The organism is Bacillus sp. LLTC93 (genome assembly GCF_002993125.1).
GTDB lineage: Bacteria > Bacillota > Bacilli > Bacillales > Bacillaceae > Bacillus > Bacillus zhangzhouensis.
Window position 1 is genome coordinate 770,204 of the sequence record NZ_PVME01000002.1, and the last position, 14,416, is coordinate 784,619.

At 42.3% G+C, this 14,416-nt stretch carries 13 protein-coding genes and 1 riboswitch; of the genes, 3 read left to right on the plus strand and 10 right to left on the minus strand.

What is annotated here, in order from left to right:
- Positions 1-9: 9 nt before the first annotated feature.
- Positions 10-774 carry a transporter substrate-binding domain-containing protein gene (locus tag C6W18_RS09180; protein ID WP_105927381.1) on the minus strand — a complete coding sequence of 255 codons (765 nt, stop codon included), beginning with the start codon at positions 772-774 and terminating at the stop codon, positions 10-12.
- A gap of 529 nt (positions 775-1,303) precedes the next feature.
- Here C6W18_RS09180 and C6W18_RS09185 point away from each other — a divergent pair.
- Both C6W18_RS09185 and C6W18_RS20040 read left to right on the plus strand, forming a co-directional pair.
- The gene (locus C6W18_RS09185; RefSeq protein ID WP_105927382.1) at positions 1,304-2,389 is read left to right on the plus strand and encodes a Rap family tetratricopeptide repeat protein; all 1,086 of its coding nucleotides are present in this window, start codon (positions 1,304-1,306) and stop codon (positions 2,387-2,389) included.
- Positions 2,390-2,408: 19 nt separating this feature from the next.
- Positions 2,409-2,558, plus strand: a complete 150-nt coding sequence (locus tag C6W18_RS20040; RefSeq protein WP_189318065.1) for a hypothetical protein — start codon at positions 2,409-2,411, stop codon at positions 2,556-2,558.
- A gap of 60 nt (positions 2,559-2,618) precedes the next feature.
- On the opposite strand, the gene ywaC is transcribed toward C6W18_RS20040, so the two are convergent.
- From ywaC to C6W18_RS09210, 5 genes are all read right to left on the minus strand, one after another.
- Positions 2,619-3,251, minus strand: coding sequence for a GTP pyrophosphokinase YwaC (gene ywaC / locus C6W18_RS09190; protein WP_034321907.1), 633 nt, complete (start codon positions 3,249-3,251; stop codon positions 2,619-2,621).
- Positions 3,252-3,344: 93 nt separating this feature from the next.
- Positions 3,345-4,358: an ABC transporter permease gene (locus C6W18_RS09195; protein ID WP_034321904.1), complete on the minus strand. Its 1,014-nt coding sequence runs from the start codon at positions 4,356-4,358 to the stop codon at positions 3,345-3,347.
- Positions 4,355-5,851 (minus strand): sugar ABC transporter ATP-binding protein, encoded by a 1,497-nt coding sequence (locus tag C6W18_RS09200; RefSeq protein WP_105927383.1) that lies wholly within the window; start codon positions 5,849-5,851, stop codon positions 4,355-4,357. The genes C6W18_RS09195 and C6W18_RS09200 overlap by 4 nt, the downstream gene beginning before the upstream one ends.
- 72 nt (positions 5,852-5,923) lie before the next feature.
- Positions 5,924-7,042, minus strand: coding sequence for a sugar ABC transporter substrate-binding protein (locus tag C6W18_RS09205; RefSeq protein ID WP_105927384.1), 1,119 nt, complete (start codon positions 7,040-7,042; stop codon positions 5,924-5,926).
- A 169-nt stretch (positions 7,043-7,211) separates the two neighbouring features.
- Positions 7,212-7,322, minus strand: a riboswitch (SAM riboswitch).
- 118 nt (positions 7,323-7,440) lie between these two features.
- Complete coding sequence (locus C6W18_RS09210; protein WP_105927440.1) at positions 7,441-8,868, minus strand: DUF1565 domain-containing protein; 1,428 nt, start codon at positions 8,866-8,868, stop codon at positions 7,441-7,443.
- 369 nt (positions 8,869-9,237) lie between these two features.
- Between C6W18_RS09210 and C6W18_RS09215 the strand changes: the two genes are divergently transcribed.
- Positions 9,238-10,329, plus strand: coding sequence for a branched-chain amino acid aminotransferase (locus tag C6W18_RS09215; protein ID WP_034321895.1), 1,092 nt, complete (start codon positions 9,238-9,240; stop codon positions 10,327-10,329).
- A 536-nt stretch (positions 10,330-10,865) separates the two neighbouring features.
- Here the strand turns inward: C6W18_RS09215 and C6W18_RS09230 are convergent.
- The 4 genes from C6W18_RS09230 to celB all read right to left on the minus strand — a co-directional run bounded on the left by C6W18_RS09230 (position 10,866) and on the right by celB (position 14,408).
- A complete protein-coding gene (locus tag C6W18_RS09230; protein WP_105927441.1) occupies positions 10,866-11,264 on the minus strand; it encodes a hypothetical protein in 399 nt (132 codons plus the stop codon).
- Positions 11,265-11,380: 116 nt separating this feature from the next.
- Positions 11,381-12,709, minus strand: a complete 1,329-nt coding sequence (locus C6W18_RS09235; protein WP_105927387.1) for a 6-phospho-beta-glucosidase — start codon at positions 12,707-12,709, stop codon at positions 11,381-11,383.
- The gene (locus C6W18_RS09240; RefSeq protein ID WP_034321886.1) at positions 12,706-13,032 is read right to left on the minus strand and encodes a PTS lactose/cellobiose transporter subunit IIA; all 327 of its coding nucleotides are present in this window, start codon (positions 13,030-13,032) and stop codon (positions 12,706-12,708) included. Before C6W18_RS09240 ends, C6W18_RS09235 begins: the two co-directional genes overlap by 4 nt.
- A 26-nt stretch (positions 13,033-13,058) precedes the next feature.
- Positions 13,059-14,408, minus strand: a complete 1,350-nt coding sequence (celB, locus tag C6W18_RS09245) for a PTS cellobiose transporter subunit IIC (RefSeq protein WP_034321883.1) — start codon at positions 14,406-14,408, stop codon at positions 13,059-13,061.
- Positions 14,409-14,416: the final 8 nt, after the last annotated feature.

A 14,416-nucleotide genomic window follows, 5' to 3' on the forward strand; every position in this document is an offset into this window, starting at 1 on the left:
TCGCTTGTGTTATGACTTCAAATATTTATCAATAATTTTGTCATATTCACCGTTTTTCTTTAGGTTCTCTAGGCCTTTATTGATTTTCTTCAATAAGTCTTGGTTTTTCCCTTTCATCACAGAGATACCGTATTGGTCCCCATTCAAACGGTCTCCAACTGTTTTCAATTTTAAATCTTGTTGGGCGATCGCATACGTAATGACAGGATAATCCTCGATCAATGCATCTGCATTTCCGTTCGATACTTCTTGGAACATAGATGGACTGTCATTAAATTGAACAACTTCATACCCATATTTATCTGCGTTATCTGATGCAAATTTTGCACCTGTTGTCCCATTTTTAACAGCTAGCTTTTTCCCCTTTAAATCATCAATTGATTTGATACTGCTGTCCTTTTTCACGACAACTGTCAGTCCAGCGTCGAAATATGGATCTGAGAAATCTACTTTCTTTTTACGCTCATCTGTAATACTCATCCCGCCCATTCCCACATCAAGCTGACCTGCTTGCATCGCTGGAATGATTCCTGAGAAGTCCATTGCTTCAAGCTTCACTTTGAAATCTTGGTCCTTTGCAATCGCATTAATTAAATCAACGTCTATTCCTTCATATTGACCGCCCTTTTCAAATTCAAATGGCGGATATGTTGTATCTATCCCAATTTTATATGTACCTTTGCCTTCTCCCGAACCGCTGTCCGATTTTGATCCACAGGCTGCCATGACAAGCACAACAATTAGTCCCATGATCAGTAACATCGATTTCTTCATAAAACACGACCCCCTATTGTCAGTTTTGTCTAAATATTCGCAATAACAATATTACTATACCACGCTAAAGCTATGGTGTGTGATGTTTTTTATCAATACCAAAGATCCATACAATTCTAGATCAATAGTCTCTTTAAATTTTACTTTTTTGCGAATAACTCATTTTATTCTGAAAGAAGAGTGATTCACAATCATGATGTAAGATAATCTTACGAAAAAATGAGGCTACACCTTGAAAATCGCCGTTTCTTTCTAATCTATGAAAAAACACTCATCAACCGCCTTTCTCTCTCTAATGATATTGTGATATATTTTTTCGAAAACCCTCTTTTTACCTTAAAAAATGTAAGCGCATTCAACTAACCTCTCAATCCCTTTATTTTTCACTATTGGTTGAATTTACATCAAAAAACATGTTTTACAAATTGCGAGAGAGCGCTTAAAATATAAGAAGATACTTAATATGGAAAGTTGATTCAAATGATCGGAAATCGAAATAGGTGGAGAGATGAAGAAAGGAGGATATGAATTGGCAGAAACAGGGGTTTTGTCGTCCGTTGATGTAGCGAATATGCTAAATGACTGGTATGTTATGATGAAAAAAAGAGAGATACAAGAAGCGATACAGCTAAAAGAAGACATTCTTCAAGCGTTTGATCGAATGGAAGAGAATCAAGACGTCTTACTTTACTATCAATTACTAGAATATCGTTTTAAGGATCTCATCGAAGATACAGCTTCGTTAGATCATAGTCTTTTTGTAGATGAAAATGCGATCCGTACGGATGATATGCTCAGCTACTATTTCTATTTCTTTAAAGGCATGTATGAAATGCGCAGAGGAAATCAGGATACAGCATTTCATCATTTAAAATTGGCCGAGGATAAATTAGACCTCGTGCACGATGACATTGAAAAAGCAGAATTTCATTATAAAACTGGGTGTCTATACTATAATATCAGGTCCACGCTTCTCTCCATACACCACTTAAAGATGGCTTCATCTATTTACGACGCAGATCCATGTTATGTGAAAAAATCAATCAGCTGTCAAATGATGCTTGCTTTGAATTATGCTGATCAATCGAAATATGATGAGGCAGAGACGCTGTTTGAAGAAGTGATTCATTCACTAGAACAGGTGGAAGACCCAGACTTACTTGGTCACGCGTATTGCAATGCAGCCTTTATTAAAAGTTTAAGAAATGAATACAGTAAAGCTGTGCCGCTCCTAGAAAAAGCTTTATCCATTGAAACATTCGAAACGTCTTCTCCAGGCGGCTATTTACTTGCCATGTATGCCTACACAAAAGCACTATTTAAGCTGAAAAAGCCTGGTTTGTTCCACTATTACGTACAGCTTTCACTTCACAAAGCAGAAAATTTAAAACAACGAAACATTTCACTTAAATTATCCATTTTAGAAACACTCATGCTTCAACCAGACAACATGATCGAGCAAATCAAGTCTGATTGTGATCAATTAGAATCAATGAATTTCCTTGTCGATCTTGAAGCCATCTGTCAGGATATAGCAGCTTACTTAACGGATAATGAGCTTCATAAAGAATCCACTTATTTTTGGAACAAGGCGTTGTCATTAAAAACTTGTTAAGAATATGGAGTGATGTATGATGAAGAAATGGCTCATCACAAGTGCGATTTTCACGCTCTTGATAACAGGTATTTCCATTGGCGCTTCTACTCAAAAAGACAGCCAATCTGCACAATCTCAAGACAAGGATACGATCATTCAAAAGAGAGATCGCGGAACCAACCCTTAATATGGAAGCCTATGAATAAAAAGAGTAGCTGTGATCAAAAACAGCTACTCTTTTTATCTGCTAATCAATTTCTCGTTTGATATTTTGCATTTTTTCATCTAAGTAATGGGCGATATCTGCCGCTTCCTTCAGTTCATCGGTGAGCTGATGAGGGACATCGTTTTGCAGTTTATAATAGATTTTATGTTCAAGACTCGCCCAGAAATCCATCGCAATGGTCCGCACCTGAATCTCGACCTTCACATGCTCCACACGATTCGTTAAGTAGACAGGAATCTCAACAATTAAATGAAGACTTCTGTAGCCGTTTGGCTTTGGATGTTGAATGTAATCCTTCACTTCAAGGATCTTTAAATCCTCTCTTTGCCTCAATACATCAATAATGTTATAGATATCCTGAATAAAAGAGCAGATGATGCGGACTCCAGCGATATCATGAATATGCTCCTTCGCACATTGTGTGGTGATGTCGCATCCCTTTCTTGCTAGCTTATTCACGATGCTCTCAAAGGATTTGATCCGTGATTTTGTATGCTCTATTGGGTTGTGTCCATGGATTAAATTATATTCCTGACTAATAATCGAAAACTTTGTATCCATTTCATCTAACGCAAATTTATATACTAATAATTCATTTTTCCAGTCTTCCATGACACTTTTCAAATCTTCTACATGAGTTGCTGACATATTCATTCTATTTGTCATCTCCTTTTGACAAACGGCGGTTACACCGCTTTCCGTTTACTAGACGGAGAGAGGACGCGAATGGTTTTAAAAAAATACCCGCTAGCCACGCTGCTTGTAATACGTCAGCGCCAGCGCAAGTGCAAGCACCGATCCTTTCACGATGTCCATCGCATAGTAAGGGACAGACATCATCACTAGTCCATTTTGTAAAATACCGATGAGCACAGCACCAATAAAAGTGCCAAATGCGTTTGGCTTACCTGCTCCCATGACGGAAAAGCCGATAAAGGCAGCCGCTACTCCATCCATTAAATAAGGCGTTCCGGCATTAATTTCTGCTGTCATCACCCTTGACGCCAGCACAATACCACCTATCGCTGCAAATAAAGCAGACAGAAGATATGCTGCGATTTTGTATTTGTTCACATGAATGCCAGACAATCGAGCCGCTTCCTTATTCCCACCGATGATGTACATAAATCGACCATGCTTTGTGTAGGTCATGAAAACATGCGCAAATAGCACGATGGCTGCCATAATCAAAATGATATATGGCACCTGTCCGATTTTGCTGAAAAAGGCGGGGATGGTACCAGTTGAGAACGTACCATCAGGCAGCACCATATTTTCAGAAATGGTCGCACCTTTCGTGTAGGTTTGAGCCAGCCCTTGAATGATAAACATCATGGCTAATGTCATGAGCATATCTGGAATCTTCATTTTGACAATCATCCATGCATTCAGTAAACCAACAATGATAGCAGCCGCTAGCGCAGAGAGGATCGCAATCAGTGGGTTTTGCGAGAACCATACAAACATAGAGATCACAATCGCATTCGATAGCGTAGCAACTGAGCCTACTGATAAATCAAAGCCATTCACTGCCAATGATATCGTTAAGCCCACTGCAATGATGGTGACAATTGAGATAGATCGTAAAATGTTGATGATATTCCCTGATTGCAAAAACGCTGGATTCGCTGCCGCAAATACCACGATCAAAACGACAATCGTTAAGATGGTGCCATATTGATAAAAGAAATCAAACAGGTGAAATGATGGCCGCTGTTTTTTGATTTGCTGAACAGGGGCTGAAATTTGTCGTTCGCTCATGATTGTCCTCCTGTTGAATGATATAAAAGCTCTTCTTCAGTCGTTGGTGCGGTCATTTCCCGGGTAATGCTGCCATCATATAGCACGTATACTCGGTCTGCAATGCCCGCAATTTCCGCCAGCTCACTTGACGCATAAATCACGGACTTTCCTCGGGCGGCAAGTTCTGCAATAAGAGAGAAAATGTCTTTTTTCGCTCCAACGTCTACCCCTTTGGTTGGTTCATCAAAGAGATACACATCCGCCTCAGCTAGCAGCCATTTTCCAATGGAAATCTTTTGCTGATTTCCACCAGATAAATGCTTTACCTTCGCCTCAAGAGAAGGCGTTTTGACGCCAAGCCGTTTGACGATTTCACCTGCTGCCTGCTTTTCCTTAGGACGATGTAAGAAGCTGAGCATCCGTGAGAATGAGCGAAGACTTGCAGCTGTTAGGTTCCATCCCACGGTCTCTTCCGTCAAAATCCCTTCTTTTCTCCGCTCCTCGGGAACAAGTGCCAAGCCGGCTCTCACTGCTTGATGAGGCGATTTGATTTGAATGGTTTTACCATGAAGCTGCACAATGCCCATCTTTTTTTCTGAGGCGCCAAAAAGGGCTTTGCACAACTCTGTTTTACCAGCACCGACAAGTCCTGCAATCCCGAGAATTTCTCCCTTTTTCACATGAAGATGAATGTTGCTTAATTTATGCTGGTCGTATAACTGTTTCACTTCAAGCACAATAGGTGCATCCTTCAAAGGTGTACGGTGCGGGAATTGCTCCTCTAATGGTGTGCCTAGCATTTCCTCAATGACCTGCTGGGGATTTGTGTCTTTGACGAGGTGTGCTGCCACATCGGTTCCATTTCGCATCACAGTCAGCTCATCACAGATATTGAAAATTTCGGGCATTCGATGCGAGATAAACACAATACCCGTTCCATTCTTTTTCAGTTGATCAATCATTGAGAATAACTTGCTTGTTTCTGCATGACTAAGCGGAGCAGTTGGTTCATCTAAAATTAAAATGCTGCATTTGATCGAAACGGCCTTGGCAATGAGCACCATCTGTTTTTCTGCAAGTGTCAGATCACTCACAAGACGTTTTGTGGAGATGTCGATGTCCATCTCTTTTAATAGTTGAGCCGCCTTGCGATGAAGCTCTTTCCAGCGGACAAATGATTTTTTCTCAATCTCATGCATCATCATGTTCTCACCAACACTTAAATAGGGAACAAGAGCCGTATCCACTTCTTGATGGACTGTCTGCACACCGTATGAGGCCGCATCCTTCGGTGTTTGAATCGATGCAGTCTTGCCATTGATGTGGATGGTTCCCTCGAAATGCGAATGAGCGCCAGAGAGAACTTTCATTAACGTTGATTTCCCAGCACCGTTCGCTCCAATCAGCGCATGGACCGTACCTTTTTTTAATGTGAAATTCACTTGATCCAGCGCTTTAACCCCTGGGAATTCAATCGAAATATTCTTCATACAAACAAGCGGCGAAGTCATAGGTGTCCTCCTTGTCTATTGATCGTCATTTGAAAAACGAAACACCCTCTATGGGAAGAGAGTGTACGTTGTTTATTTTGCATAATGTTTCTTCAAGGTCTTCATCCAATCTTCTTCAAAAGCAGTAGATGAACCGAATCCCTTTACTTCTTCCGCAAGATTAACCATATTGATAGCCTTGCCGGCTTGATGAAGCTGCTTTTGTGAAATGAGGGAGGCCTCAAGGTCATAGGAAGAGGGTGTTTTCTCTCCAGCTATTTTCTTCGCAAGAATCCTCACGTCAACTGCACCAATGAGCTTCGGATCAACCGCTGCTGTGTACTTCCATGGGCTGTCTTTCGCTGTCATTTCCTGAAGGTCGGCATTTGACACATCAATACCGTAAATCTTCACTTCTGTTCTTCCGGCTTCCTTTAAGGCTCTTGCCGCACCAATAGCAAATGCGTCCCACGTGGCAAAAATAGCGTCAAGCTTGCCCTTTGGATACTTATTTAGCATGGCAGCCACTGCATTTTGTGTTTGCACAGACGTATCAGAGGAAGCAATGCCAAAACGGTCAAGTTCCTTGATTCCTTTATGCTGTTTGAGCGTTTCTTGGTACACTTTGTTTCGTCTCACCATTGGTGGGAACCCATCTACCCAGAGGTACGCAATATTTGCTTTTCCTTTAAAATCAGACACGAGAGCATCTAATGATTTTTTCGCTAATTGTTCGTCATCTTGTGACGTCACTGTGACTCCTTTGATGTCCTTCAGCTTAGGATTCGAATCAAAGGCCACAACGGGAATGCCTTTCGCTGTGATCTTTTTCACATCAGCGACTGTCGCCTCATCGTCCCCATGAGAGATGATAAAGCCATCATAGTTTTCTTCTAGCGCCTGAGAGATCGCATCATGGAACTTCGCTGTATCCCCGTTAGCTGTGTACACGTCCACCGTAAAGCCTAGCGCTTCACCTTCTGCCTTTGTTCCAGCTAGAAACTGAGCCGTATGATCGTCTCCGCCGATTTTGCGGATGACTTTAATTTTTGCTCCCTGTCCCTTTGCAAAGCGCTTCGGTACATTGTCAAAGGAAACTTTTTCGTTCGCATTCGCCTTTGAGCCTGAGCTTGATCCTGCTCCACAACCTGCTAATAGGACGGTTAGGATCGTCAATAATACAAAAGATGATGTCCAATATTTACGTTTCATTGCTGTTCCTCCTCGAGTTGTTTTATTTTTCACATCGGAAAACTAGGTAAAAAAGTAAGAAAACGCCAGTAAACCAGTGGATTGCTTCTAAAATAGAAACAAAAAAGCCTCTCTTGATAAAGAGAGGCGTTATCACCGTTGCATGAAACATGTATCGGGAAGTCTTCCTCTCTTATCTGTCAAAGCTGTCACAGCTTTGCAGGAATTAGCACCAATTTCTAAAAATAGAAACGGTTGCTGGGCGTCATAGGGCCAGTCCCTCTGCCTCTCTTGATAAGAGATCCGTTATGAAATTTGTTTTAGTTGAAATGTCTTCTTTACTTTAATGCGATGTCACACCAATGTCAATGACTTTTTTGAATATTTCTAAAATGATGCGTTCGTGACCATTGACTTGATTAATTGCCGATGATTTTCTTGGCAGGTGATGATTTCTTTAGACGAAAATCATATTTTTTCTCATTCACATATTGTGGATTGAGGTGTGCTGATCCTTTATCTTGACCGCTTTTAGAGCGATACGTTTTGTAGCCTTCCATCCATTTTCCGCGCCATACCCACCGTGATGCTTTCGCGCCTTTGCGGTCATCATAGACGTTCTTCTGGAATGTATTCTTTTGGTTGATTTGATACAAGTTCACGACTAAGTAATGCGATGCACTAGCTGTCATGATATTATTCGTGATCCGATTGTTCACCGATTGATATTGCATGAGCAATTGACCGCCTTCTAAGTCGGCTGTATCATTTTTGTACAAAATATTATGTGAGATGGTCGTGTTTGTTGTTCCGCCCCTCTTCTTGTCATAGCCGCCAATTGAAATGCCTGTATAACGGTTCAAATACACTTGATTGTGCTCGATGCGAATGCGATCCGCCATTTTCCCTTTATGCTCACTTGTGACTTCAATCCCAAGGTCATTGTGATGTGTGATGTTATGATCGATCACAATGTCTTTCCCGCCATCAACATAAATTCCGCCAGCGGAGATGTCCTTGCCGTAGGCTGGATTCCCATAACTCGTAATCTCATATACTTTGTTTCTAGATACGACACCATTTCTGACCTGATCATATTTTTTAGAAGGTGCTACGTTCTCAAAACCAATTAAATCAATGCCAATATTATCAGTGTGCCTAACCGTGTTATGTGTCACGCGGAATTTTTTGACGTTCCCGTTTAACACAAGGGCTTCACTATAGCCTAGCTTCAATTTCTCCACGGTATTTCCTTTGATTTCGATGTCTTCAATCGCTGCTGGTGCTTTCGTTCCATAGACCGCAATGCCATGCGCATTCCCATTTTTATGTGTTGTTTGAATGTCGTGCACACGGTTGTTGAGCAGTTTGACTCCTTTGCCGCTGCCTGTGACGAAAATACCGACTGGTGTGACATCTTCTTTCTTCGTTTTGATATGTCCGACTGTCAGACCTTTAAGGGTGATATAGCTTTTTTGATCAATTTTGACAAGACCGCCGTCTGCTTGATTTCCTTTAAGGGATGCTCCGCTAATGACAGGCTTTTCTTTTCCATAAGCTTGAAAGACAACTGGTGCTTTCTTTGTTCCTGAATGGCGGACAATCAATTTCTCTTTGTAAGTACCACCTCTCATGTTAATCGTTGCCCCAGCTTTAGCCATACTTGCCGCTTTCTTCAGTGTGCGGAAAGGTTTTTGCTTCGTTCCAGGGTTTTTGTCGTTTCCGTTTGTTGCCACGTAATAAGTTGTGCCTTGCTTGGCGCCAGCCTCCTCTGTCATCGCTTGACAGCCAAAGCTGATCACAGTCATGAATAGAATCAGTAAGATACCTGGTATCATTCGTTTCATCTCGTTGTTTGCTCCTTTCACTTCTCTTCTTCCTTTATCGGTTAAAAAAAAGAGGAATTAAAATATGACGCTGCCCCTTGCAATGTACTGGTCAAAAGGTGTATGGTTGAAAGAATATCTTACAGGAAAACCACTCGTTTCTAAATTGTCAGATTAATCAGTTAATAAAGAATTTGGATTTTATTTCTTTTTGGAAAAGGGGTGACATGAGCCAAACTGACGGCAGTGAGGAGGAAAGCGCTTTAACAGATTTTTCTTGTCTGAATTCCAGAAAACCTATTGCTAATATTTTGTGAAGGTATAGAATAGAATCATAATTATTTCATATTATTAGAATTTTCAAATAATCAAACAGCAAGGAGATTTACAATGCCAAAACAACCCATCCGCGTTGAACTTAGTTCAACAAAAAAACCAAAACCTCAATCTGATCAACTTGAATTCGGAAAGATCTTCACAGATCACATGTTTGTGATGGATTATTCAATTGATAAAGGCTGGTACGATCCAAGAATTATTCCTTATCAGGCGATTCCAATGGACCCAGCTTCTATGGTCTACCATTATGGTCAATCGGTTTTCGAAGGCCTAAAGGCTTATGTTTCCGAGGATCAAAAAATTCTCTTATTCCGTCCGGAAAAGAACATGGAACGCTTAAACAGATCCAATGACCGCCTGTGTATCCCGCAAATTGATACAGAAACGGTTTTAGAGGGCTTAAATGAACTCATTCGTATTGATAAGGATTGGGTACCTGATGCAGAGGGCACTTCCTTGTATATTCGTCCATTCATTATTTCCACTGAGCCTTATTTAGGCGTTGCACCGTCAAGCACGTATAAGCTGCTCATTATCTTATCTCCAGTGGGATCATACTATAAAGAAGGCATTCATCCGGTGAAAATTGCGGTTGAAAACGAGTTTGTCCGTGCCGTTAAGGGTGGAACAGGAAATGCCAAAACCGCTGGAAACTATGCCTCAAGCCTGAAGGCACAGCAAGTCGCTGAAACCAAAGGGTTTTCGCAGGTTCTTTGGCTTGATGGGGTCGAGAAAAAGTACATTGAAGAAGTCGGTAGTATGAATATCTTCTTTAAAATCAATGGAGAAATCGTGACGCCTGAATTGAACGGCAGCATTTTAGAAGGCATCACACGTAACTCTGTACTTGAGCTGTTAAAGCATTGGGAGATTCCAGTGACAGAACGCAAAATTTCAATTGATGAGTTAATTGAAGCACATCAATCAGGCGAACTTGAAGAAATCTTTGGAACTGGGACGGCGGCCGTGATCTCTCCTGTCGGTGAATTAATTTATCACGATCAGCCATATGTCATTCAAAATGGTCAAACAGGCGAGGTATCAAAGAAATTGTACGAAGCCATTACTGGCATTCAAAAAGGAACACAGCCAGACATCTTCGGCTGGACAGTAGAAGTCGATTCGGTCGTCAAGCAGGCTTAAGTATGCGAAAGAACCTTTCATTTCATGAAGGGTTCTCAGATTGTTGACAAAGGGCTAAAATGATCTTTATTTTAGCCCTTTTTCTTCTTTTCAGCGTGATTGAAAACCTTTGAAGTCTAGGAAGGACGAGCACTGGAGCGGAGCGAATTTGACATTCGTGAGCACCGGCGCGCAGGACTGACACCGAATGCGAGGGTTTGTCTACACGCTGAGAACCTTTCATTTCATGAAGGGTTCTTTTTTTGTTTATTTCCCCCTCCAACATACCTTATAATGGAAATCAGACACTTATTCCACGCATAAGGAGTGATGGTATGTTTTTTACTTACCTGCTAGCTATATGTGGGATCATCATTGGTTCATGTATAATAGCTACAGGTTTCGAGGATTCGCCGTTCCTCACTCGGTTTGTATTTAAGTTTCTAGGGATTTCTACCATTGTCCTTTCCATTACTTTTGTAAAGTATCGACGAAAAAGATTACTCCATCAAAAGACGAAATAGACTCATTTGCACACTTGATCTGACAGCATTCCATCAAATCGTGCACCAAAACAAGATCGACACACACACAATCACCCCTGCATACACCCACTGTTTCCCTTTAATGACACGCTTTCTTTCGATCAGCAAAAAGATTTCTGGCAAAAAGATGGCGATGATTTCAAGTGTAAAGACAAGATTGTACGCAAACGGCATCAGCTGGAAATCAAAGTCTCTTTCATCTCCTCCAACCGTTGCAAGATACATCAACAAGTTGGTCACTGGGATGGTGAAACAAACGAGCAGGCGAAGTACATACATCCACACATAGGATTTATGTCGAATGAGACCAATAAATGAAGCGATGATGCCATACAAAAACAGCACCACTGTGCCATAACTCATAACAGGATGAACGACAAAACCGTAAAGCATTAAACCAATTGCAACCATATGCCAACAGTCCTTTCTTTGAAGCAGTACGTGCTGTTTTTCTATCATACACTTCTTTCTCCTGTTTCCATATGGTCAAATCATAAAAAACGACCCCATAAAGGGGCCGTTTCATCTTACGCATTCACTGATTTGAAGAATTGCGGTAAATACTCACGGTGCGCTTCAAGCATTTCATCTAACATTTGCTTTGCAATTTCGTCAGATGGGACAAGCGGGTTGATCGTCATGGCGACAAGAGCCGTCTCGTAATTTCCTGTCACAGCCGCTTCAGCTGCCACGCGCTCAAATGATTTGATTTGCTGAACGAGCCCTCTTACTGCCACAGGCAGATCACCAGTCGCGATTGGTTTTGGTCCGTCCTTCGTAATGATACAGTTCACTTCCACTGCTGATTCAGCTGGAATACTGGCAATCGCTCCTCTGTTCACTGTATTCACGGGTTGAATGTCATGCTTATCATTATAGATCGAGCTGATTAAGTTACATGCCGCATCACTGTAATACGCCCCGCCTCTTTTTTCGAGCTGCGGTGGTTTAATCGATAAATCAGGGTCTTTATATAGCTCAAATAATTCTTGCTCGACTTGCTGCACAACCTCTGCTCTTGTTCCTTTTTCTTGGGCCGCCTTTTGCTCTTCTTCCAGCATATCTTTCGTTTTATAGTAATAACGGTGATACGGACATGGGATAACCCCTAAGCCTTTGACAAAAGAAGGCTCCCAGTTTTTCGCTTCGATATTTTTCATGGACCACTGGCTATTCGGATTTCCTAGTTCATCGAGCACCTGATCCATAATGCTGACCCCGTCTAAATACACGTCTAATCCATAGACCATGTGATTGAGGCCGGCGAACTGCACCTCGATCCGTTCAACATCCACATCTAGCGCCTTGGCAATCCCCATTTTGATCCCAATCGGCACATTGCATAGACCGACCACTTTTTTCAGATTTGTGTACCGTAAAACAGCTTCTGTGACCATGCCCGCTGGATTTGTAAAGTTCACAAGCCATGCATCTGGACAAAGCTCTTCCATGTCCTTCACGATCTCTAGAATGACTGGGATGGTGCGAAGTCCTTTAAATAAACCGCCTGGTCCGTTTGTTTCCTGTCCAATAACGCCGTATTTGAGCGGTATTCTCTCATCCTTTGCCCGTGCTTCCAGCAGTCCTACACGAAATTGTGTCGTGACAAAGTCTGCGTCCTTCAGGGCTGCCCGGCGATCAAGAGTCAGGTGTACCTCAATCGGTAGACCGGCTTTTTCGACCATACGTTTTGTCAAAGCACCCACGATGTTTAACTTCTCCTGTCCTGCTTCAATATCCACAAGCCATAATTCCTTTACAGGCAATTCATGATACCGTTTAATAAAACCTTCAACCAGCTCAGGCGTATAGCTCGATCCACCGCCTATTGTGACAATTTTGATTCCGTCTTTCATGAATTCACACCTCCGAGTTGCTTCATTTTTTCATGGAGCTCGATGATTTCCGCTGCGAGCTCCTTGACCGTCATTGCGTTCATGAGATGATCCTGTGCATGAATCATTAAGAGACTGATGTCCGTCTTTTCTCCTTTGATTTCTCCTTGGATCAGCTCTGTCTGTGCGTGATGCGCCTCATTTAACGCGTCTTGTGCTTCCTGCAATTTTTGCTTCGCCTCATCAAAGTTGCCTTGTTTTGCACATGTAATGGCCTCCATTGCTGAGCTTCTGCCATTTCCACCGTGTAAGATGAGTTGAAACACAATTTGTTCCATTTCCATCGGCCGCATCCCCCTTGTTCCCTCTATTACATGTTGACGACATTTTCATCAGTTGATGCTTTTGTTTCTAGCTCACTTTCTTCTTTCCATTTCTGCTTATCCCACATTCTAAAGAACGGGTAGTATAGAGCAAATGACAGCGCGAGGTTGATCAGTTGCATAACAGCGCCAGAGATTTTCCCGCCTGTTGCGAGATAGCCTGAAATGATTGGCGGCATTGTCCATGGGACAGCGATTCCTGCCGGTTTAGCCACAAGTCCTGTGCTCATTCCGATATATGTGGTGATGATCATCATGATTGGCGTGAGGATAAACGGAATGAGAAGCATTGGATTCATCACAATCGGCATTCCAAAAATGATCGGTTCGTTGATGTTAAAGATGGCTGGCCCAATGGCAAGTCGGCCAAGCTGTTTCATTTGTTTACTTCTGGCACGTAAGATCATGGTCAGCACCAAAGCAAGTGTCGCGCCGCTTCCGCCGACATTGATGAAAATTTCAAAGAACTGCGCTGTGAAAATATTCGGCAGCACTTCTCCTGCTTGAAACGCAAGACGGTTCTCATCCATCGCACCGAGCCAAATCGGACCCATGACGCCGCCGACAATTGTTGCTCCATGAATACCGCATGCCCAGAGGAGCATTTGCACACCCACGGCGACGATACTCCCGCCTAAACTTCCACCAAGAATGGAAAGCGGTGTGCCAATTAAGACGGTGATGATATTATGAATACTCTCAAAAGGTGTCATCTCAATCACAAGTCTCGTGACCCAGATCAGCGTGATCACCACAAAACCTGGAATAAGTGCGATAAACGATTTACTGACTGCTGGCGGTACACCATCAGGCATTTTAATGACGATATTCCGCTGTACAATGAAGCGGTAAATTTCTGTTGAAAGCATGGCAATAATCATGGCGACGAATAACCCTTTACTGCCCATCAGTGTGACCGGAATTCCGCCATTCACTAGGATGGCTTCTGTTGAGCCTTCAGGTGTGAAAGGCACTTGATATGGCGTGGCCAAAAGGAAAGCCGCGACAGCGATCGCACCAGATGATAGTGCATCAACGGCATACTTTTCAGCAAGCCTGTAGGCAATCCCAAAGGTTGCAACAAGTGCCATAATGTCAAAGGTTGCATTAACAGGATAGGATAGTTTCGTAGCCCATTCGTCTCCAAAGATACTTGCCATAAAATCGCTGTATCCTGGAATCGGAAGGTTGGCCAAAATGAGAAACAGTGAACCGACAATAATGAGAGGCATGGTTAAAACAATTCCGTCACGCAATGCTTGTAAATGTCTTTGAGCGGCAATCTTCCCTGCAAACGGCATAACCTTCTCTTCTAGAAATCGGTTGAATCCATTCATCCCTTCCG

Coding starts and splice junctions, on each gene's coding strand:
- C6W18_RS09230 (WP_105927441.1), bottom strand. CDS start 11,264: ATGGTTGCAATTGGTTTAATGCTTTACGGTTTTGTCGTTCATCCTGTT.
- ywaC (WP_034321907.1), bottom strand. CDS start 3,251: ATGAATATGTCAGCAACTCATGTAGAAGATTTGAAAAGTGTCATGGAA.
- C6W18_RS09215 (WP_034321895.1), top strand. CDS start 9,238: ATGCCAAAACAACCCATCCGCGTTGAACTTAGTTCAACAAAAAAACCA.
- C6W18_RS09180 (WP_105927381.1), bottom strand. CDS start 774: ATGAAGAAATCGATGTTACTGATCATGGGACTAATTGTTGTGCTTGTC.
- C6W18_RS09235 (WP_105927387.1), bottom strand. CDS start 12,709: ATGAAAGACGGAATCAAAATTGTCACAATAGGCGGTGGATCGAGCTAT.
- C6W18_RS20040 (WP_189318065.1), top strand. CDS start 2,409: ATGAAGAAATGGCTCATCACAAGTGCGATTTTCACGCTCTTGATAACA.
- C6W18_RS09240 (WP_034321886.1), bottom strand. CDS start 13,032: ATGGAAATGGAACAAATTGTGTTTCAACTCATCTTACACGGTGGAAAT.
- C6W18_RS09200 (WP_105927383.1), bottom strand. CDS start 5,851: ATGACTTCGCCGCTTGTTTGTATGAAGAATATTTCGATTGAATTCCCA.
- celB (WP_034321883.1), bottom strand. CDS start 14,408: ATGAATGGATTCAACCGATTTCTAGAAGAGAAGGTTATGCCGTTTGCA.
- C6W18_RS09205 (WP_105927384.1), bottom strand. CDS start 7,042: ATGAAACGTAAATATTGGACATCATCTTTTGTATTATTGACGATCCTA.
- C6W18_RS09210 (WP_105927440.1), bottom strand. CDS start 8,868: ATGAAACGAATGATACCAGGTATCTTACTGATTCTATTCATGACTGTG.
- C6W18_RS09195 (WP_034321904.1), bottom strand. CDS start 4,358: ATGAGCGAACGACAAATTTCAGCCCCTGTTCAGCAAATCAAAAAACAG.